Source organism: Methylophilus sp. TWE2, assembly GCF_001183865.1.
In the GTDB taxonomy this organism is placed as follows: domain Bacteria; phylum Pseudomonadota; class Gammaproteobacteria; order Burkholderiales; family Methylophilaceae; genus Methylophilus.
In genome coordinates, this window is the sequence record NZ_CP012020.1 from 2,530,831 (window position 1) to 2,550,542 (window position 19,712).

Here is a 19,712-nt window from a genome sequence, read left to right on the forward strand (position 1 = left end):
TTTTGTTCAGGAGATTCTATGTTTCATTTAAGCAAGAGAGCCTGTCGCTCTCTGTTCATCGCATGGTGCGTATGGCTGATGTTTAGCCATGCCTGCGCTGTATTGGCCGATGGTCTCAGCCAGGATAGCGACCATGTGGATACGGTTTCAACCAACTCGCGCATGACGCTGCATGAGGTATTGCAGCAGGTCGTTGCCATCCACCCCCAACAATCATTACTCGCGGCCCACCAGCAAATGGTGCAAGCACGCAAAGTCATGGCCAACAGCTGGTTACCCCAAGCGCCCTCAGTTGGCTTTTCACATCAGAATGATGCCCTGCTTAGCAACCGTGATGAACGCGAATGGCAAGCCCAGATGCAAATCCCGATCTGGCTGCCAGGGCAGCGCCAGGCACGCAGCCAGGTGGCCAGCCTGGCTGACGACAGTCTTATTCAAGACCGGGCCGGTTTACAGCAATTGGCCGCAGACTTGCTGCGCAATGCCGTGTGGGAAATCGCCATGCGTCGCAACGATGTCAGCCTGATGGAAAACCGGCGCAGTACCCTGCGCAGCATAGGCGAAGATGTGCAAAAACGTTTCAAGGCGGGCGAAGTGGCCAGACTGGATGTGATGCAAACCCAGCAGGAAACCTTGCAGGCTGAACGGCAGCTGGTCACCGCGAATGCCGAGCTCATGCATGCGCAATTCCGTTACCAGCAGTTGACCGGCCTCAGTGAAATGCCGGCAAAACTGGAAGAAACGCTGTCCACACGCGAACATTATGAAGACTCGCCTTACTGGCAAGCGGCACAGGCCAGACTCAAGCTGGCTGAGGGCCAGCGTGACCTGACGGCCATTGAGCAAAGACAAAACCCGCAACTGACACTCAGCACCCGCACCATCCAGGGTGGGTTTGATTATGCCTATAACTCCAGCATGGGGGTTGCCATCAACATTCCATTGCAAAGCGAGGTGCACCGCGCACCCTTGTTGGCCAACGCTGAACAGAATATCGGCGATGCCCGGACGCAACTGGAGACCTTACGTCGCCAACTGGAAAACAACTTGCACGAAGCCGAGCACAACCTGCATGTCAGCCGCCAGGAGCTCACGCTAGTCCAGCAACAGCAAACCATCGCCAGTGAAAACGCTTCACTCGCCCGTAAAGCCTACCGCTTGGGCGAACTCGACCTCAACCAGTTATTACGCCTGCAATTACTTGCCTTTGAAGCTGAACGCAGCTTGAGCAGCCAGCAGTTACAAGTGCAATGGAATATTGCCAAATACAACCAGGCTGTAGGAGTCCTGCCATGAAAAGAATACTTTTTTTAACCCTCTCCGCCTGCCTGTCATTACACGCATGGTCTGCCACCGTGTTGCCGCTGTCAGCAGCACAACTCAAACAGATGCAAGTGCAGTGGGGTCACTTGCAAGCTCAAAACAGTGGCCTTTCTGCCAGTTATCCGGCCGAGGTAATGTTGCCCCACACACAAACCCGTGTCGTCACCGCACCACAAGGTGGACTGATTACCCGACTCAATGTGAGTGTGGGTGACCGCGTGAAACAGGGTCAGGTGATCGGCCAATTAAGCAGCCCGGACCTGGTGGCCTTACAAAGCAATTACCTGCAAAGCGAGACTCAGGCCAGGCTGCATGAACAGGCGCTCAAACGCGACCAGGAGTTATTCAAAGATGGCATCATCTCCCAGCGACGCATGCAGGAAACTCAAAGCGTTTATGAAACCAGTCAGGCGCTGATGCATGAACGCCAGCAAACGCTCAAACTGGCAGGCATGGGTGAGGCCCAGATTAAGCAACTGGCACAAAAGCGCAGCATGCAAAACGGCATGTCTATCGTCGCGCCTATCAGCGGGCAAATTATGGAACAGCAACAGCAAGTGGGTTCACGGGTCGATATGGCCATGCCTATCTACACCATCAGCAACCCGAATCCCTTATGGCTGATGATACAAGTACCCATTGCCCAGGCCCAGCAACTGAGCCCAGGCGCCACGGTGCGTTTGCCTAAACTGGGACTGACCGCCAAGGTAGACACTTTGTTAAGGCAATTGAATAAAAACAACCAGACCACACAGGTGCGCGCGACTATCAGCCAGGGTGCTGACCAATTATCGGTGGGCCAGATCGTTGAGGTCGCACTGGTTGAACAGACCGCGCAAGGGTCCCATGCCAGTTTCGCCGTGCCGAGGACTGCCGTGGCCAGGCAAGGTGAGCAAGCTGTGATTTTTGCCCGGCATGCCAAAGGCGTGGCTGTGATACCAGTGAAGGTGTTGCTTGAGCAAGACCAGCAGCTCACGGTACAAGCAAATCTGCAAGGCAACGAAACCATTGCCGTGCAAGGCGTGGCCGCCCTCAAAGGCCACTGGCTAGGTTTGGGTGGGGAATAATATGCTGCATTGGCTCATAGAACACTCGCTCAAACAAAGACTACTGATCTGCGTCTTCACCATTGGCTTGTTGTTTGCCGGTTGGAGGGCGTATCAAACGATTCCGATTGATGCGTTTCCGGATGTGTCTTCAACACAGGTGAAGATCATTATTAAATCCCCCGGCATGACACCAGAAGAGGTCGAGGCCAGGATCACGGCGCCGATTGAAGTCGAAATGCTGGGTATTCCCAGGCAGACGGGCTTACGCGCAGTGGCCAAATATGCCCTGACTGATGTAACCATTGATTTTGAGGACGGCACAGATATTTACTGGGCACGCCAGCAAGTCACTGAACGCCTCAATAACGCCTGGGCCAACTTGCCAGCTGAGGTCTCAGGCGGTATCGCACCCATGACCACACCCTTGGGTGAAATGTTTATGTTCACCATAGAGTCAGACACGCTGAGCTTGCAGGAAAAACGCACCTTACTCGACTGGGTGATCCGCCCACGCCTGCGCACCGTCCCTGGCGTGGCGGATGTCAACGTCCTCGGTGGCTTGGTGCGCAGCTTTGAAATTGTGCCAGACAACGCCAAGCTACAAGCCCGTGGGATTGCCTTGAATGAACTGCAAACCGCCATCAGTGAGAACAATCACAATGACGGCGCAGGCAGGCTCAAGGATGGTGAGGAGTCACTTCTGGTGCGTTCTGAAGGCGCTTTCAAGACCCTGGACGATGTGCGCAACACCGTCATCAAAGGCCAGCAAGGCAGCCCGGTGCGTATTGCAGATGTGGCCGAGGTGCGCATCGGTGAATTGACGCGTTATGGCGCTGTCAGCCGCAATGGCAAAGGCGAAGCGGTGGAAGGCCTGGTGCTCGGTTTACGCGGCGCCAATGCCAGACAAGTGGTAGAAGGCGTGCGTGCCAAGCTGGCTGAAATCAAGCCCAGCTTGCCCAAAGATGTGAAGATTGAAGTGTTTTATGACCGCGGCAACCTGGTTGACCGCGCGGTGCATACCGTCAACAAGGCATTGCTGGAAGCGGTCGTGCTGGTGTTGATTCTGCTGGTACTGTTTTTAGGCAATCTGCGCGCGGCCCTCACGGTGGCCTGCGCCCTGCCGCTGGCGATGCTGGCAACTTTCTGGCTCATGCAACGCTATGGCATGTCAGCCAATCTGATGTCATTGGGTGGCCTGGCGATTGCGATCGGCATGCTGGTCGACTCTGCGGTGGTCGTGGTTGAAAATATTGTCGAACATCTTGCCCACGCGCCCGAGAATCAGGGCAAACTGGCGGTCATTCTGGCAGCGATGCGTGAGGTCAGCGTGCCAGTGAGTGCCGGGATAGTCATCATCATCACGGTATTTTTGCCTTTACTCACCTTGCAAGGGCTGGAGGGCAAACTGTTCGCACCGGTTGCCCTCAGCATTATGTTCGCGCTGGGCGCCTCGCTGTTACTTTCGCTCACCATCATCCCCGTATTGGCTTCTTTCCTGATTAACAACCAGGCCAGTCAAGAGCCCTGGTTGATCAGACACCTCAACCGCTGGTACGCCAGTTCGCTCACAAGCGCCATGCAGCATAAACGCATCGTACTGTTTATAGCCGTAGTATTACTGGTGCTGACAGGCATCGTTTACCCCTTCATCGGCAAAACATTTATGCCCACCATGGACGAAGGTGACGTGATTATCGGCACTGAAAAACTGCCATCAATTGCCCTCTCACAAAGCATTGCTACCGATAGCCACCTGCAACAAACGCTGTTGCAACAAGTGCCTGAGGTACAAGGCGTTTATTCAAGAGCCGGAGCCGATGAACTGGGGCTGGACCCCATGGGCGTCAACCAGACCGACAACTTCCTGCTACTCAAGCCACGCGAGCAATGGCAAGTGCCAGACAAAGCCGCCCTGATTGAAAAATTACGTGGGGTCATGCACAGCATCCCCGGACTAGATTACAACTTCACGCAACCGATTGAGATGCGCGTCAACGAAATGATTTTGGGCGTACGTGGAGATCTAGCACTCAAGATTTTTGGCACCGACCTCAAAATACTGGACCAGAAAGCACAAGAAATCATCAAAGTGCTTGAATCCGTGCCGGGCAATCAGGATGTCTACACGCCGCAAAACAGTGGTGTGCAATATCTGCAAATCAAGATAGACCGCGTCGCAGCTGGCAGGCTTGGGCTGACTGTAGCTGAGATTAATACCCTGCTACAAAGCCAGCTCGAAGGCAAACTGCTGGGCGTGGTGCTTGAAGGCAACCGCCGTACGCCCATCCTGCTAAGAGGCAGCCAACTCATCCGCGAATCCTCTTCTGACTTCAGTCAATTGATGCTGAGCTTACCGCAAGGCGGTACCGTACCGCTTTCCAGCGTCGCCACGATCGTTCGCGAAGAAGGCCCGGTCAAAATAGATCGTGAGCGCGGTAACCGCATGGTCGTCGTCACCGCCAATGTCAAAGACCGTGACCTAGTCAGTTTTGTCGATGAAGCCAGGCGCAAAGTCACTCAGCAAGTGAAATTACCTGAAGGCTACTGGCTGGTATGGGGAGGCCAGTTTGAAAACCAGCAGCGCGCTGCCGCACGCCTGAGCATCGTCATCCCGGTGTCGATTGTGCTGATTGCCCTCTTGCTGTTTATGACGTTTGGCTCATTGCCCAAAGCCTTGCTGGTGTTGTCGAATATCCCGTTTGCCATGATAGGTGGCGTGTTTGCGCTATGGCTTTCCGGGGAATACCTCTCAGTTCCCGCCTCGGTTGGCTTTATCGCCCTGCTAGGCATTGCCGTCCTGAACGGCGTTGTCATGGTCAGCCATTTTCAGCAGTTGGCAGGGCAAGGCATGCCTGCCGACAAAATTGCTTATGAAGGAGCCAAACGACGTTTGCGGCCCGTGTTGATGACGGCCAGCATTACCGCATTTGGGCTGATTCCCTTACTGTTTGCGACCGGGCCGGGGGCAGAAGTTCAACGGCCATTGGCGATTGTGGTGATTGGCGGGTTGATTACAGCGACGTTTTTGACGTTGTTTGTCTTGCCGATTTTGTATCAGCATTTTTTTGGTAAGGAAGAAACAGGTTAATTTAGAAAGTAATTTTCAGAATTCGGACGGTTTCGGACTATTGAAATGTTTTATTTCGCCTCAAGGCGAGTTACTTTCTGGTGCTTGTCCCCCAGAAAGTAACCACAACTAACGGAGTGTTGCGGCGTAGGCTAACCTTTAGGTTAAGCCACAAAGTGGCGGCCGTAGCCAAAGAGGACGACACCCAGCCATCACGGCCTTCGGCTGCCTTGCGTTGCTCAACAAAGTGGGCGTCCATCGAAACTCGCCCTAGTGGCTTGCACAAGACGCAAGCCACCGCGGAACTCGAACAGCCGATGGCCGAAAACTCCCACTTCGTCTCCGCTACTCAGCGTGATGGGATGGGATTCATCTCGCCAAAGTAGCATCGTTGACGCTTGGAATAGTTAAAAACTCACATTCGGTTCTTTAAGCCACAAACGGTGGCGCTCATAGCTTTTCGGGCCCCTATCTGCCGCGCCGAGTAGCGCAGCCAAAACAAGGGAGAAGGGAGCGACTGTTCGAGTCCCGCAGCGGCTCACGCATTTTGTGAGCTGCCAGGTCGAGTTTCGTGACCGCTTGTTTTGATGAGCAACGCAGGAAACAAGCGGAAGCTAGGGTGCATTTCTTTTGGTTACTTATTCTTTGGGCAAGCAAAGAAAAGTAACTCGCCGAGGGGCGAAAGAGGTCGCATCAAACAACCACTAACTATCCGTGTGGGCATAACCGCCCACCCTACAACTTAATCTACTAGAGCATATAAAAATTTAAAGTTGAAAGAATTACCGCCTTACCCCTATCCACAACAACCCGCCAAAACTCAACACCAGAAATGCCCAGTTCCTCCACCAAACATACGGCGTCCTTCCCTGATAACTCTGAGCCTCTCCAGTCAAAATCACCGCTTCATCATGCGGTGCATTCTGAAGCACCTGGCCATTTTTATCGATGATAGCAGTAGCCCCCGTATTGGTACTGCGCAGCACCATACGCCCGGTTTCAATAGCTCGCACCTGGCTGAACTGCATATGCTGATCCGCCGCAAACGATTGCCCATACCAGGCATCGTTACTGATATTCACCAGCAATTCTGCCTGGGGTAGCTGCTGCGCGATCTCTTCGCCAAATACATCTTCATAGCAGATATTCACGCCCACTTTCTGCCCTGCAATCAGCAGCGGTTGTTTGGAGGTTCCGCGTGACAAGTCGCTTAACGGCATATGCAGCCAGTCGCGGTAAATCCAGCCGAAGACGCTTTTCAGCGGGATATACTCGCCGAACGGGACCAGATGACTTTTAGAATAGGACTGCGTTTCTGCGCTACCCAGGCTGATGGCACTGTTAAAGTATTCACCCTGCTTTGATTCGACCACCCCCACCAACAGATCACCACGCTGATGCCGGGCATGCTGTTTCAGTGCATCCAGGTAAGATGGATCCAGTTGCTCCACCAGGACTGGCAGGGCTGTTTCAGGCAGCACAATCAATTTCGCCTGTGCCTGACGTACCATCTCCAGATATTGTTTCAAGGTCTGTTCGGCATGTTCAGGTGACCATTTGACGGTCTGGCTGATATTGCCTTGCAACATGGCCACAGTCACGGGCTGACCGACGGGTTTTGTCCAGGGCACGGCAGTCAGTGCACTGCCTGTGACCAGCAGAATGATCATGATCACCACTGCCCGTATGCGCTGGATAGCGCTAGCAATCATCACCAGGCAGGCGGCAAACAAAACAGCTAAAACCGAGACACCGTAGACGCCAACGACGGGTAGAAAACCCGCCAGCGGACTATCTGGTGCCTGGCTGTAGCCAAGCGTCAGCCAGGGGAATCCGGTAAAAATCCAGCTGCGTACCCAGTCGGACAAGGCCCACAAAATCGGGGCCGCCCAAAGCAAGTGCCCTATTCTTTTTGCCAGGTAACCCGCCACTGCCGGGAACAACGCCATAAACGCACACAGGCAAAACGTTGAGAAGCCAGCAAACCACCATGGCATGCCGCCAAACGTATGCAGGCTGATATAAATCCAGTAGATGCCAAACATATAAAATCCCAGGCCAAACGCCAGCCCCAGCTTGAACACTTGTGCGGGCGTTTTTGCCTGATGCCATAACCAGAGCTGGCCAGCCATGGTCAGCCATGGCAACCAGAATAAGCCAAAGGGTGCAAAGCCAAACACGGTGAGTACGCCTAACAATGCGGCCAGTATCGCCCGCTGCCAAACAGTCGCCTGATTCAACCAATCCAAACTCAAGTGTCACCTTTCACAGAGCCTTTGACAGGCTGAATATCGGCCATCCCTAACCAGGCAGAGAAATCTGCCGATTGCATGACTTGCCACTCCACCATCCTAGCGACCGCAATCGGGTCATCGGAATCAATTTTTTGGGTGGGTCGTGCCGGATGGCACATCAGTACTGGCGGCAAATCTGCTTCAGGTCCCGGTGCAAATGCCAGTTGCTTGAGTTGTTTTACCCAGCTCATCCAGTGCGCCTGGTAAGAGGCGGCATCCCCTTCAAAATCGTATACACCGAGCAATAATGGCGAAAAACGAAATCCAGCGGCATTGGCCAATCGTTTCAACTTTTCTGCGCCCAGCCAATGGATGATGCGGGCTTTAAGGCCGCTGCCGGGGGGCGGACTGGAAATACGCAGCCATGGTCGCTCTGTGAATGGTAAATGCCCATAGCGCTGTTGCAATATATTGACCAGCGCTTCGCGAATGACGGGTAACTGATGTACATGTAAATGGCCATCTACATAATCAGGAGGCGTCTGCAACGCCAGTTCAAACGCGTCTAATTGCTGCTGAATATTGTCGACAACGGCTTGCCTGTTTAGTATGCCAGACAGGCTGCGCAAGACGAGTAGAGAATGTGGATACCGGATGGTGTGTGAAAACTGCGTGAAATCCAGATGCACTCCAATATCAGCATGATGTCGGATGGCGGGCGTTAAGGCTCTTGCACTACCAGGCCATTCCGGGCTTAAGGTCATGCAGGAAGCGGCAGTCACGACACCCCGTTCTATGAGTGCCAGAATCGCGGCATCAATCGCAGGCGACTGTGCGTAGTCATCGGCACAGATAATCAACTTAGCCATGCCATCCTTCACGTATATTGAAAAGCCCAGAATCGGCTAAGTAGCCAAGTGCTGACTGCAATAATGACCATCACCATGCCTAACACGAACCAGAATGGTAACGGAGTATAGGTCAGTGCCAGCCATAGTAAGCCCTGATTGCCGAGAAAACCGAGCAATGCGACCGTCAGGAACTTGAAAAAGGCTGTCATGTGGCTGGCTTGTGTGCCGCGAAATGACCAACGGCGGTGACCGATATAACTGACCGGAAAAGCACATAAAAACCCTATCCAGTTTGCACCCGTTGGCTGCCAGCCACCCGCGTGCGCAAGCAATGCCACCACATAATGTACAGCAGCAGCCAGGGCGCCTACACTCACAAATCCTAATACAGAAGCACGCATGTCATTCATCAGGGATGATCAGTTGAAGAGCTTACCGCTGGCTGAACCACTTCTGCAACGATATAGGGAGGACGTCCTTTGACTTCGTCATAGACACGTGCCAGGTATTCGCCCAGGATGCCAATAAACAATAACTGCACGCCGGCAAAGAACATCATGCTGGCTACCACTGTAGGCCAGCCTGGAATGGACTCATGAAAGAACAAAGTGTCAATGATCACCACTGTGCCATAAGCAAACGCAATCAAAGCCAGGACGGCACCCGTTAGACTGGCCAAACGTAACGGTAAAACCGAGAACCCGGTAATGCCAGTCCATGCCAGTGCGATTAATTTGAGTTTCGAATAGGCGCTTTCACCGTGCAGACGCGGCAATGGCGTATAGGGAATGCCAATCGATTTATACCCTACCCAGGCATAAATGCCCTTCATAAATCGGTTACGTTCGGGCAAGGCACACAAGGCATCTACGACCTTGCGGTTCATGAGGCGAAAATCACCGGCATCACGCGGAATTTCAATATGATTACTGGTGCTCATCATCCGGTAAAACAGGCGTGAGCCCCACAATTTGAAAGAAGACTCCTGCTCACGATCCTGACGCACAGCATAGACCATATCATAGCCCTCGCGCCACTTTTCCAGCATGTTCAGCATGAGTTCAGAGGCATGTTGACCGTCGGCATCCATACAGATTACCAGGTCTCCCTTGGCGTAACTCAGCCCGGCACTGATGGCGTTTTCCTTGCCAAAGTTACGTGAAAACCTAACCAGAGTCACCTGACAAGCCTCGACCAGTGATTGCACGACTTGTGCGGTCTGGTCACGGCTGCCATCATCCACCACCACAATATCCCAGTTGGGCGACATCTGCTGCAAAACGCCACGGATATTTTGCAAGGTGCGAGCAATATTTTTTTCTTCATTATAGGCAGGCACCATGACCGTGATGTGCGGCTGGGCAGTTTGGCGATTGGCTTCGATCTCTGTATTCGTCATGGCGTCACGTAGAAGATTCACTGCGGTTATTGTAGCGGATTGCTATTAGTTTTTGGCGGGTGTTGCCCGGCGATCAACACCTTGCAATGCGCGGCGGTCCTTGACGACTGCCAGCCACATACCCTGACGCTGCACGCCACCCACCAGTTTGCCTTTCATGACTTCATGACAATGCATATTTGTCGTAGACAGGAAGAAATCAGCTTCTTCCCAGCGGCGGGTCACACTGAAACGCCCATCGAGATAGGGTTCGATTTGTGGGGTATCGACACAGGCAGCGACCCAGTATGGCTGTGGACGCTCTGGCAGTTTCATTTCAGTGAGTTGATCTGCCGCGGCGCGTAAAGCACTTGACCAGTAATCACCTTCCCATTTGAACTGCGCCTGCACCTGATCTCCAGCAAGGCGGTTTAGCCTGACGTACTGGTAAGGATGAAGTTGGGCGATATCCAGCAAGTTGACTAACATCAGGCCTATCATGACGCCAGCCCAGATGGCTTGGTAAATGGCTCGCCCAGCGACATGGCTGCTGGCCAACGCGCGCCAGACCGCCACAATCGCCCAGGCAGAAATAATGGCCAGTAACGGCAGCAAAAAGGTGAAGTGTCGCACACCGTTATACAGCGCAGGCCTGTCATCCATCACGAAGACGAGCGGGAACAGGATGCCAACTAACAAAGTCGCCATGACCATGCGTGAGGACCGTTCAGCGAGACACAATGCATCACGACAAAACAGCCACAATAATGGCAGCCCAAATAACCCGAGCAAAGCAGCTTCGGGCAATTTGACCGCCAGGTACTGAAACAGGTAACTGCGTGGCACTTCGCTAATGTTATAGACCACACCGTTGGCAATGGTCTGCATATTAAAATCAAAGTGTGAGAAAGATTTGGCAGCTTCGAGTAAATTGTCCGCCTCAATCACACTCCATGGCCAGCACATGGCCATAAACACAAATGCCAACACTGCAGCGGGTAACAAAACCACCGTCATGCGCAGCAAACGTGAAAAGACAGGTGTACGCTCAAACCTGTGGTCAAGCAGCACGCGCCCTATCACCAGCAAAATCAGGTAGATGACGGCAAAAGCACCTCCCACGCGCAATCCCAAAGCACCGCCGACGGCAAACCCCAGCAGAACAATGGCTTTGCCACTGACATTCTCCATATCGCGCACAACCAGCGCCGTGGCATACAGCGCCCACAGCATACAAGTCGCGAAGGGCACATCTTTGGTATGAGTAAACATGGTGCCAGACCAGGAGACGGTGAGGAATAACATGATCATCGCCAGCAATGACAGGCGCGTACCGCCAAGCAAGCCTGCAAACCTTGATACGCCGTAAAATCCCAGTAGACCAAACAGGGCAGAAAGTAAGTGCCGGATATCCCAGATCATGATGGGAATATAGGGGTCTATTGCTGCTGCAATAATGTCGAACAAGCCACCGTACAAATAAAGATTACGGTAGTGAAAAGCATCCTGGTCCTTGAACCCGGACTGATACCAGTCGAGCAGCATCTGGCCGTAAGTATGTTGCACATACTCGTCATTACTGATGCCATGCTGACGGAAAGTGAGACCTACCCAGATAAACAGGCCCAACCAGAAAAATCGTATCAACCAGCGATACATGGTAGCCGAACAGCATGGGTTAGAAATGAGTTTCATGGGCGATTAAATCGTGAAGAATCAACACGCGCAAGCGTATCACGACACCCTGGCCGAAGATAGAGCGTGAACCCTGTCACGCTCAAATAAAATCCCTAATCGATATTGGGCAATATCAAAGATTAATTACCGGGATCGGTATGCACGGAAAAACGATAGCCAGAGCCACGTACAGTTTGGATCATTTCCTGGTGATTAGAGGCCACCAACGCGTTACGCAAGCGACGGATATGCACATCCACGGTACGGTCTTCCACAAACACGCGGTCACCCCATACTTTATCTAAGAGCTGTGTACGGCTGTGCACACGCTCAGGGTTGGTCATGAAGAAATGCAGCAACTTAAACTCGGTTGGACCGAGTGGGATATGTACATTGTGACCTGTCACACGGTGTGTCGTCGGGTCCAGGTGCAAACCGGCAATTTCAATCGGATCATCGGTCATTTGCGGCGCCCGTCTGCGCAGCACAGCCTTGATACGCGCATTCAGTTCACGCGGACTGAAAGGCTTGGTGACATAGTCATCGGCACCCACTTCCAAGCCACGCACCTTGTCAAATTCATCGCCACGCGCAGTCAGCATGATAATCGGTACTTCTTTGGTCAGACTGTCAGACTTCAGACGGCGGGCAAACTCGATCCCGCTCATACCAGGCAACATCCAGTCCAGCAAAATCAGGTCAGGCATGGTTTCACGCAACAACATTTGTGCATGTTCAACGCTGGTGGCGCGAATGGCATGATGCCCCGCTTGTTTGATATTCAACGCCAGCAATTCCTGAATCGCCGGTTCGTCTTCTACCACCAAAATATTCGCTGCAGCCATGACACTCCCTTCAAGCAATCATTGAGATCAAAGTATTGATTTAATGCTCGCCAGTTTATGAATGAATTATGACAGTTTAATGACAAACTCACATAATTTTAAATTTGGCTTTATTGCCTTTTGCAGCAATTTGTAACAAGATGTTACGGCAAAAAAATAAAAGGGTTTTGATCTTGATTAATCTTTCCAAAGAACACATCACAGCTGGCAATCATTTCAATCGCTGGCTGGTGCCTCCGGCTGCGCTGGCCGTGCATCTCTCCATCGGCATGGCTTATGGATTCAGCGTCTTCTGGAAACCGTTAGGCAATGCGCTGACGGGACCAGATGGCAAACCGGTGGCTGCATGTGCTGCGGGCGCAACCACTTTCAGTGACAAACTGGCAGGCACGGCAAAAGCCCTGTTTGCCACCGACTGTAACTGGACCCAGTTTGACTTGGGCTGGATGTATACGCTGTTCTTTGTCCTGCTGGGTTGCTCGGCTGCCCTCTGGGGTGGCTGGCTGGAGCGTGCAGGCCCACGCAAAGCCGGTTTGGTCGCCATGCTCTGTTGGTGTGGTGGCCTGTTACTTTCGGCCCTCGGTGTTTACCACCACCAGCTGTGGATGATGTGGCTGGGCAGCGGTGTCATTGGTGGCATCGGGCTCGGACTAGGCTATATTTCGCCAGTTTCTACCCTGATCAAATGGTTTCCTGACCGCCGCGGTATGGCGACCGGCCTGGCTATTATGGGTTTTGGTGGTGGCGCCATGATAGGCTCGCCGCTGGCGACCAAATTGATGAGCATCTTCGCCACGCCAACAGCGCCTGGTGTCTGGCAAACCTTTGTCGTACTGGCCCTGGTTTATGCGGTCTTCATGACTTTAGGCTCGCTGGGTTATCGCGTACCTGCAGCCAACTGGAAGCCCGCTGGCTGGACACCACCAGATATACAGCACAACCGCTTGGTAGCAACGCGGCATGTACATTTGAAAAATGCGCACAAGACACCGCAATTCTGGTTATTGTGGCTGATCTTGTGCATGAATGTGTCCGCTGCCATCGGCATCATCGGTGCGGCTGCCCCCATGTTGCAAGAGACTTTTGGCGGGGTATTGATTGGTCAGCCTGCACTTGGTTTCGCAGAAATCAAGGCGGACGAAACCCTTACTGTGACAGCGGCGGCAGTCGGTGCCGGTTTTGTCGGCCTGATTTCACTGTTTAATATTTTTGGCCGGATCGGCTGGGCCACTTCCTCGGACAAACTGGGCCGCAGAAATACCTATTTCATCTTTTTTGTGCTCGGTATCATGATGTATGTGTGTGGCACCTATGCCGCCAACCATCATCAGTTGGCGCTATTCCTGCTGGTGTTTTGCGTGATTGCATCCATGTATGGCGGCGGTTTCGCTACCATCCCGGCCTATCTGGCAGACCTGTTCGGCACGCAGTTTGTGGGCGCTATCCACGGCCGCTTGCTCACTGCATGGTCAACCGCAGGGATTCTTGGCCCGGTCATCGTCAATTACCTGCATGATGTCAGGTTGGAAGCCAATGTCCCATACGCAGACATTTACGCCCCCATTTTTATGACACTGGCGGGCTTACTGCTTGTGGGCTTTGTGGCTAACTTGCTGGTGCGCCCGGTCGCTGACAAATATTTCATGTCTGACAGTGAGCTGGCTGCAGAACAAAGCACTGGCAAGCCAACCAGCACGGGGTCCACTAACAGTAGCCTGAATGATCCTAAAACGCCTGCCATCCTGGTGAAACTGGCTTGGCTGGCAGTACTGATCCCCATCAGTTATGGCATCTGGATGACGGTGCAAAAAGCCTGGTCACTGTTCGCATAATCCGCAAGCTTGCCGTTTGGGTTAAAATAGCGGCTTAATGTTTTAACCCACGGAATGACAAGTGAAAAAAATAGCCCAAAACCTGGACGGTACCGGTAAAAAAATCGGTATCGTTCTTTCCCGTTTTAACGACAATATCGGTGCCGGCTTATTGCAAGCTTGCGAGCAAGAGTTGCTCAAATTAGGTGTCAGTGCTGATGACATTACCCTGGCGACCGTCCCTGGCGCGCTGGAATCACCGCTGATCCTGCAACACATGGCCCTATCAGAAGAGTTTGATGCGCTGATTGCATTGGGTGCCATCATTCGTGGTGAAACCTACCATTTCGAAGTCGTTTCCAATGAGTCTGCACGAGGGATTTCTGAAGTTCAGCGTGATACAGGCGTGCCCGTTGCCAACGCCATCCTGACCACAGAGAATGACGAACAGGCTGAGGCCCGTGTCGCGGTCAAAGGGGCTGAGGCCGCACAAGTTGCTATTGAAATGGCGAATCTGGTGAACGCATTATGAGCCAAGAAAACGCACCTGGTTCTCCACCAGCCAAAGGAAAAGGCAGCAAAAACCGCCGTAAATCCCGTGAGCTGGCACTGAAGGCACTATACCGAAACCGCATGAATGCAGGCGACGTAAAACAACTGCGCCTCGACAGCCTGGATGATCCTGACTACTTCAAGGCCGATGAAACTTACTTCAAGCAATTGTTGACCGGCGTACTGGACCATACGGGAGACATTGACGCCATGATCAGCCAGTTTATTGATCGCCAACTGGACGAGCTGAGCCCAATAGAACATGCGATTTTGCGCATTTCAGGCTATGAGCTGATGTTTGACGTCAGCATCCCCTACCGAGTCGCCATTAACGAAGGCGTAGAACTAGCCAAGACGTATGGTGGCATTGATGGCCATAAATATATCAACGGCGTGCTGGATAAAATTGCGGCCCAAGTCAGGCCGCAAGAGTTTCAGCGCTGATGACCAAAGCAACAAGAGAATAAAAACCCCTGCATGCAGGGGTTTTTTGTGAATGCGAGTTGGTGTTGTGCCGGGCTGAATACTTGTGGAAGTTATTCCTGCCAGCCTCGGGCTACATAAGCGGTTACCTTATGCAAGCCCATCATGGTTTTCAAGAAGTTACTTGAGCAAGGGCAAATCTATGAGTTGCAACGCTTGCTGGTCGAGACGTGCGCAAATCGCATGGTCATGCCAGTCGCCAAGCACCATGCGCTCACACGTATGCCCATCGACTTGCAATTGGTGGACCCCCGGCCTGTGCGTATGCCCATGCAACAGAATCTCAGGATAATCATACTTGCGTATTAAATCGGCTACTGCGTCTACGTTCACATCCATGATATCTATGGTTTGCATGGCTTTGTTTTGTGCACTCTGGCTACGTGCCTGGTCAGCAAAAGCCAATCTGGCTGCCAGTGGCTGCGCGAGAAAAGCCCTCTGCCATTGCAGATCACGCACTTGTACACGGAATTGCTGATAAGCGACATCGTCAGTACAAAGGGCATCGCCATGACTCAACAGAATGCGTTTGCCTCCATACTCCAGCAAGGTTGGATCATGGAGTAACCGCATGCCACAAGCTTGTGCGAAAGTCTCGCCGATCAAGAAGTCACGGTTGCCATGCATGAAATACAGGCTTACTCCTTGCTCAGACAGTGCACGCAAAGCCTGGACAATTGGCAAGAATTCACTACCATGTTGCACGTCATCCAGAACATCATCACCAACCCACACCTCAAAAAAGTCGCCCAAGATATAAAGAGCTTCAGCATGAGCGGCCTCTGTTTGCAGCCAATGCAAAAAAGCCTGCGTTACCGCAGGCCTTTGGGCACATAAGTGCAGATCAGAAATGATCCAGGTGGTCATGCCTTAGGCTACCACAACAGCTTTTTCGATGATCACTGGTTCGACAGGCACATCTTGATGACCAGCACGGCTGGTGGTTGGCACGGCTTTGATTTTATCTACAACATCCATCCCTTCAACCACTTTGCCAAATACGCAATAACCCCAACCTTGTGTGGTCGGTGAAGTGAAGTTGAGGAAGTCATTATCCTTCACGTTGATAAAGAACTGCGCAGAGGCAGAATCCGGCACCATAGTACGCGCCATGGCGATGGTGTACTTATCATTGCTGAGTCCATTATCGGCTTCATTCTTGATAGTGGCATCGGTCGCCTTTTGTTTCATGTTGGTGTCAAAACCGCCACCTTGAATCATGAAATCGTTGATGACGCGGTGAAAAATCACGCCATCATAAAAACCTTTTTCAACATAGCTCAAAAAATTGGCAACAGTAATAGGCGCCTTTTCCGCATTGAGTTCAATCGTAATATCGCCAAAGTTGGTAGTCAGTTTGACCAAAATATTCTCCGTTGTATTGAGGGGTGGAATAATTATTTTCCGTTAATAATGCTGGCGCGTCTGATCACGACCGTACGAATCGGCACATCCGAAAAACCGCGCTGGTTGCCGGTAGGCAGATTGCTGATTTTAAATACGACGTCCATGCCAGAAACCACCTTGCCAAAGACGCAGTAACCGATACGGTCAGGCTCAGGGCTGGTGTAATCCAGGAACTGGTTGTCCGCCACATTGACAAAAAACTGCGCCGTGGCTGAGTTGGGATCTGGCGTTCTTGCCATGGCAATCGTACCCGTCGCATTCAACAAGCCATTATTTGACTCATTCACCACTGGCGCACGGGTTGGCTTTTCATTGAGTTCGCGGTCAAAACCACCGCCCTGGATCATGAATCTGCCGATCACACGATGAAAAATGGTGTTGGTGTAAAAACCATCTTTCACATACTGCAAAAAGTTTTCTACGGTTTTAGGCGCCTTGTCGGCATACACCTCCACCGTAAAATTACCCTGATTGGTTTCAAACAACACTTGTGTCGCTGCATTCGCCATACCTACCGCGGTTAACATGCAACACCCTACGATCCAAGACAACATGCGCATCAAGCTGATCCTTCATACAAAATTTTCCATTGCCCGTTTTCCTGCACCCAGTATTGCCTTTTTTTCATGACATTACGTAAGGCTGCGCTTGAAAACTCCTGCTCAAAATCTACGACCACCATATTTCTCGTCGAGTTCGGATAAGTGAACATGCTGACTTCAGACAGGTTGACTGCGACCTTGGGTTTTGCCGCCTGAATCTGGCGCTTATAGCTGGCCCATTTGGACAAGTCGCCTCCTGAATAAAAAAAGTCACTGGTGTAGTGAGACAGATAAGCATCGGTATTCTGCGACACCCAATCTTTACGCCAATGCTCTATAGCCGCCTTCAAATCGGCTTTAGCACGGTCTTGCTGACGTAATGATTGCGGGTTGACCCATTGAAAATTGACGCCTATCACTACCGGGGTATTGCCAGCCTGCAATATATCCTGCAAGGCTTTCATATCCGGGTTGGACAACACGACGCAGCCATCGCTGGCACGGGGAGGACGGCTATAGGTATCCCTTGGCGTTCCATGAATCCAGATGCCTGAACCAGTCTTGCGTTCGTAGCTGTCAATTTCATTGGGGTAATTCAACGGATATGCTGCATCGCCATACAAATCCGGCAATGGGCGGTTAAGTTTGCGCGAGGCGAAATAGACACCTATTGGTGTGCGTTTATCGCCCTGGTCTTTTTTGCCGATACCGTTTTTACCGATGGTGACGTAATAATCGGCAACATACTTGAGCACATCCCCCTCAGCCTTTTCATATACGTAGAGGCGCGAACGGGCGGTATCCACAAACAACACATGGCTTTGCTTCTCAGACAGCTCCACCAACATATTGGGCTGCGTCAAGCCCCGGTTACGATCGAAGTAATTGCGGATACGGATTTCGGCTTCTTCTTTGAAGTCCTGGATACGGTTAACGTCGGCGACATTGGCATCGCCAAAGTTATTAAGTATCCTGGCTTTGGCAGACAGCAGATCGCCGTGAATCAGGTGAGCAAGGGCAAAATTAGGGGAGATCGCCAGTAACTGGTCTACATAGTCCAGGGCCTGTTGCAAACGGCCTTCTTTAATAGACTGCAAAGTTTGCACCAACATGCGTTCAACCGGGCTGGTATTCTTGTTCTGAATGAACAAACGCGCAGTCAACGCCTCATGGTTAACCGCGGTTGCATTCCAAGGCAATAGCGCAGCACTGACAAACGCAATATAACAGTACTTTCTCAAACTACTCATACCGATATTATACATTTGTTTAAACCAAATCTTGCACGCTTAAACGGCCAAAATCGCTGCTTAAATAGCGATTTAACTCGCTTCACCCAACTTAGCTGAGGACTAGAATTTACCGACGCGCTCTTGCTGGATCACCCAGCGACTTCCTTCTTTGACCATATTCAATGTTTTGTTCGAATTCGCGTCCAGACCAGTCGCCTTATAAACTTGGCGGAAAGTGACCTTGGCTGCCGTATCACTTTCTATTTTCACTGCCAGATTACTGAGCTTGACTGAAATTTTGCTGGGACGGCTCACGCGCTCACGACGGGTAGACTCCCATTGCTTACGGGATTCACCACCGGGTGTTTTAAAGTCTTTGGCATAGCTATCCAGGTAACGGTCCACATTTTGTCCAGACCAGGCACCCGCCCAGGCATTCACTGCATCGAGTATTGCGCGCTCCTGCTGGGCCGCAGCTGGTTTCTCTTCTACAGGTTTGGATTCCACTGTTGCAGGTTTTTTAGTTTCCGCCACCACAGGAGGCGCCGTCACAGCCGGCGCTGTTGCTGCAGGTGCCGGGGATGCTGGAGGAGTATTTGCCGATGGAGTCGCACTCGGTGTTGCTGGTGCTGGCGTCACTGCGGGGGCTGGTGCTGTGGTTGTCGTACGCGTTGTCGTACGTTTTCCACCAAACAGGTCAGTGATCATGGCCAACTTGTTTTGTGCACGACTGTTAGACGTATCCAGCTTGAGTGCTTTGTCATAAGCCTCAGAAGCCAGGCGTGCGTAAATATCTCCCAGGTTTTCGTGCGCAGTGGCATAACTTGGGTGCGTTTTAATGGCTGATTCCAGTGCCTTCCTGGCTTTGTCGTATTGACCCTGGTCGGCATAAAGCACTGCCAGGTTATTGTATGGCTCAGGCAAATTGGGATATTTCTCAGTCAGCTCAGTAAATGACTTGATCGCATCATCACGCTTACCCAGCTCTACCAGAATCACGCCACGCATAAACATGGCTTCCGCATTTTTTGGGTTGGCTGCCAGGTATGCATTCACGCGCTCCAGCGCTGCGGCCTGATTGCCCTGTTCGGAAAGCTGGTTGATTTCACGCAGCTCGACATTGACCTGACCCGCCAACGCATAATGAGAAAAGGTGGCCTGGCTTAACAAGACACCCAAGACCAGCAAATATTTTTTTAATGTTGCATTCATGAGTTTATTACCTGAGCAATCGTTGATTTTTAGCAGTATGTTATACTTG

The 19,712-nt window shown here is 51.9% G+C and carries 17 protein-coding genes; 6 read left to right on the plus strand and 11 right to left on the minus strand.

Annotated elements, in window-relative coordinates; translation table 11 throughout:
- Positions 1 to 18: 18 nt before the first annotated feature.
- Genes ACJ67_RS11900 through ACJ67_RS11910 form a run of 3 tightly spaced genes read left to right on the plus strand, consistent with a single transcriptional unit; the run spans position 19 to position 5,460 of the window.
- Positions 19 to 1,296, plus strand: a complete 1,278-nt coding sequence (locus ACJ67_RS11900) for a TolC family protein (protein WP_231587172.1) — start codon at positions 19 to 21, stop codon at positions 1,294 to 1,296.
- The gene (locus ACJ67_RS11905; RefSeq protein ID WP_049639254.1) at positions 1,293 to 2,390 is read left to right on the plus strand and encodes an efflux RND transporter periplasmic adaptor subunit; all 1,098 of its coding nucleotides are present in this window, start codon (positions 1,293 to 1,295) and stop codon (positions 2,388 to 2,390) included. The genes ACJ67_RS11900 and ACJ67_RS11905 overlap by 4 nt, the downstream gene beginning before the upstream one ends.
- Before the next feature lies 1 nt (position 2,391).
- Positions 2,392 to 5,460: an efflux RND transporter permease subunit gene (locus ACJ67_RS11910; protein ID WP_049639255.1), complete on the plus strand. Its 3,069-nt coding sequence runs from the start codon at positions 2,392 to 2,394 to the stop codon at positions 5,458 to 5,460.
- Between the two features lie 761 nt (positions 5,461 to 6,221).
- Here ACJ67_RS11910 and lnt read toward each other — a convergent pair.
- From lnt to phoB, 6 genes are all read right to left on the minus strand, one after another.
- Complete coding sequence (gene lnt / locus ACJ67_RS11915; RefSeq protein WP_049639256.1) at positions 6,222 to 7,694, minus strand: apolipoprotein N-acyltransferase; 1,473 nt, start codon at positions 7,692 to 7,694, stop codon at positions 6,222 to 6,224.
- Positions 7,691 to 8,542, minus strand: a complete 852-nt coding sequence (locus ACJ67_RS11920) for a ChbG/HpnK family deacetylase (RefSeq protein WP_049639921.1) — start codon at positions 8,540 to 8,542, stop codon at positions 7,691 to 7,693. Before ACJ67_RS11920 ends, lnt begins: the two co-directional genes overlap by 4 nt.
- A gap of 8 nt (positions 8,543 to 8,550) precedes the next feature.
- Positions 8,551 to 8,925, minus strand: coding sequence for a GtrA family protein (locus ACJ67_RS11925; protein WP_049639257.1), 375 nt, complete (start codon positions 8,923 to 8,925; stop codon positions 8,551 to 8,553).
- 8 nt (positions 8,926 to 8,933) lie between these two features.
- Positions 8,934 to 9,923 carry a glycosyltransferase family 2 protein gene (locus ACJ67_RS11930; protein ID WP_049639258.1) on the minus strand — a complete coding sequence of 330 codons (990 nt, stop codon included), beginning with the start codon at positions 9,921 to 9,923 and terminating at the stop codon, positions 8,934 to 8,936.
- A gap of 45 nt (positions 9,924 to 9,968) precedes the next feature.
- Complete coding sequence (locus tag ACJ67_RS11935; RefSeq protein WP_049639259.1) at positions 9,969 to 11,597, minus strand: hypothetical protein; 1,629 nt, start codon at positions 11,595 to 11,597, stop codon at positions 9,969 to 9,971.
- A 122-nt stretch (positions 11,598 to 11,719) separates the two neighbouring features.
- On the minus strand, positions 11,720 to 12,424 hold the full coding sequence (phoB, locus tag ACJ67_RS11940; RefSeq protein ID WP_018987628.1) for a phosphate regulon transcriptional regulator PhoB: 705 nt from the start codon (positions 12,422 to 12,424) through the stop codon (positions 11,720 to 11,722).
- Positions 12,425 to 12,693: 269 nt separating this feature from the next.
- Between phoB and ACJ67_RS11945 the strand changes: the two genes are divergently transcribed.
- The 3 genes from ACJ67_RS11945 (at position 12,694) to nusB (ending at position 15,231) form a co-directional block, all read left to right on the plus strand.
- Complete coding sequence (locus tag ACJ67_RS11945) at positions 12,694 to 14,256, plus strand: OFA family MFS transporter (RefSeq protein WP_049639922.1); 1,563 nt, start codon at positions 12,694 to 12,696, stop codon at positions 14,254 to 14,256.
- A 61-nt stretch (positions 14,257 to 14,317) separates the two neighbouring features.
- Complete coding sequence (ribH, locus tag ACJ67_RS11950; RefSeq protein WP_018987631.1) at positions 14,318 to 14,767, plus strand: 6,7-dimethyl-8-ribityllumazine synthase; 450 nt, start codon at positions 14,318 to 14,320, stop codon at positions 14,765 to 14,767.
- Positions 14,764 to 15,231: a transcription antitermination factor NusB gene (gene nusB, locus ACJ67_RS11955; RefSeq protein ID WP_049639260.1), complete on the plus strand. Its 468-nt coding sequence runs from the start codon at positions 14,764 to 14,766 to the stop codon at positions 15,229 to 15,231. The genes ribH and nusB overlap by 4 nt, the downstream gene beginning before the upstream one ends.
- Before the next feature lie 159 nt (positions 15,232 to 15,390).
- Here the strand turns inward: nusB and ACJ67_RS11960 are convergent, their stop codons facing one another.
- From ACJ67_RS11960 to ACJ67_RS11980, 5 genes are all read right to left on the minus strand, one after another.
- Complete coding sequence (locus ACJ67_RS11960; RefSeq protein ID WP_049639261.1) at positions 15,391 to 16,137, minus strand: UDP-2,3-diacylglucosamine diphosphatase; 747 nt, start codon at positions 16,135 to 16,137, stop codon at positions 15,391 to 15,393.
- 3 nt (positions 16,138 to 16,140) lie between these two features.
- Positions 16,141 to 16,635: a peptidylprolyl isomerase gene (locus tag ACJ67_RS11965; RefSeq protein ID WP_049639262.1), complete on the minus strand. Its 495-nt coding sequence runs from the start codon at positions 16,633 to 16,635 to the stop codon at positions 16,141 to 16,143.
- Between the two features lie 32 nt (positions 16,636 to 16,667).
- Positions 16,668 to 17,204 (minus strand): peptidylprolyl isomerase, encoded by a 537-nt coding sequence (locus tag ACJ67_RS11970; protein WP_231587173.1) that lies wholly within the window; start codon positions 17,202 to 17,204, stop codon positions 16,668 to 16,670.
- A 32-nt stretch (positions 17,205 to 17,236) separates the two neighbouring features.
- Positions 17,237 to 18,484, minus strand: a complete 1,248-nt coding sequence (locus tag ACJ67_RS11975; protein ID WP_049639264.1) for a L,D-transpeptidase family protein — start codon at positions 18,482 to 18,484, stop codon at positions 17,237 to 17,239.
- 87 nt (positions 18,485 to 18,571) lie between these two features.
- On the minus strand, positions 18,572 to 19,663 hold the full coding sequence (locus tag ACJ67_RS11980; RefSeq protein WP_049639265.1) for a tetratricopeptide repeat protein: 1,092 nt from the start codon (positions 19,661 to 19,663) through the stop codon (positions 18,572 to 18,574).
- Between the last annotated feature and the right edge of the window lie 49 nt (positions 19,664 to 19,712).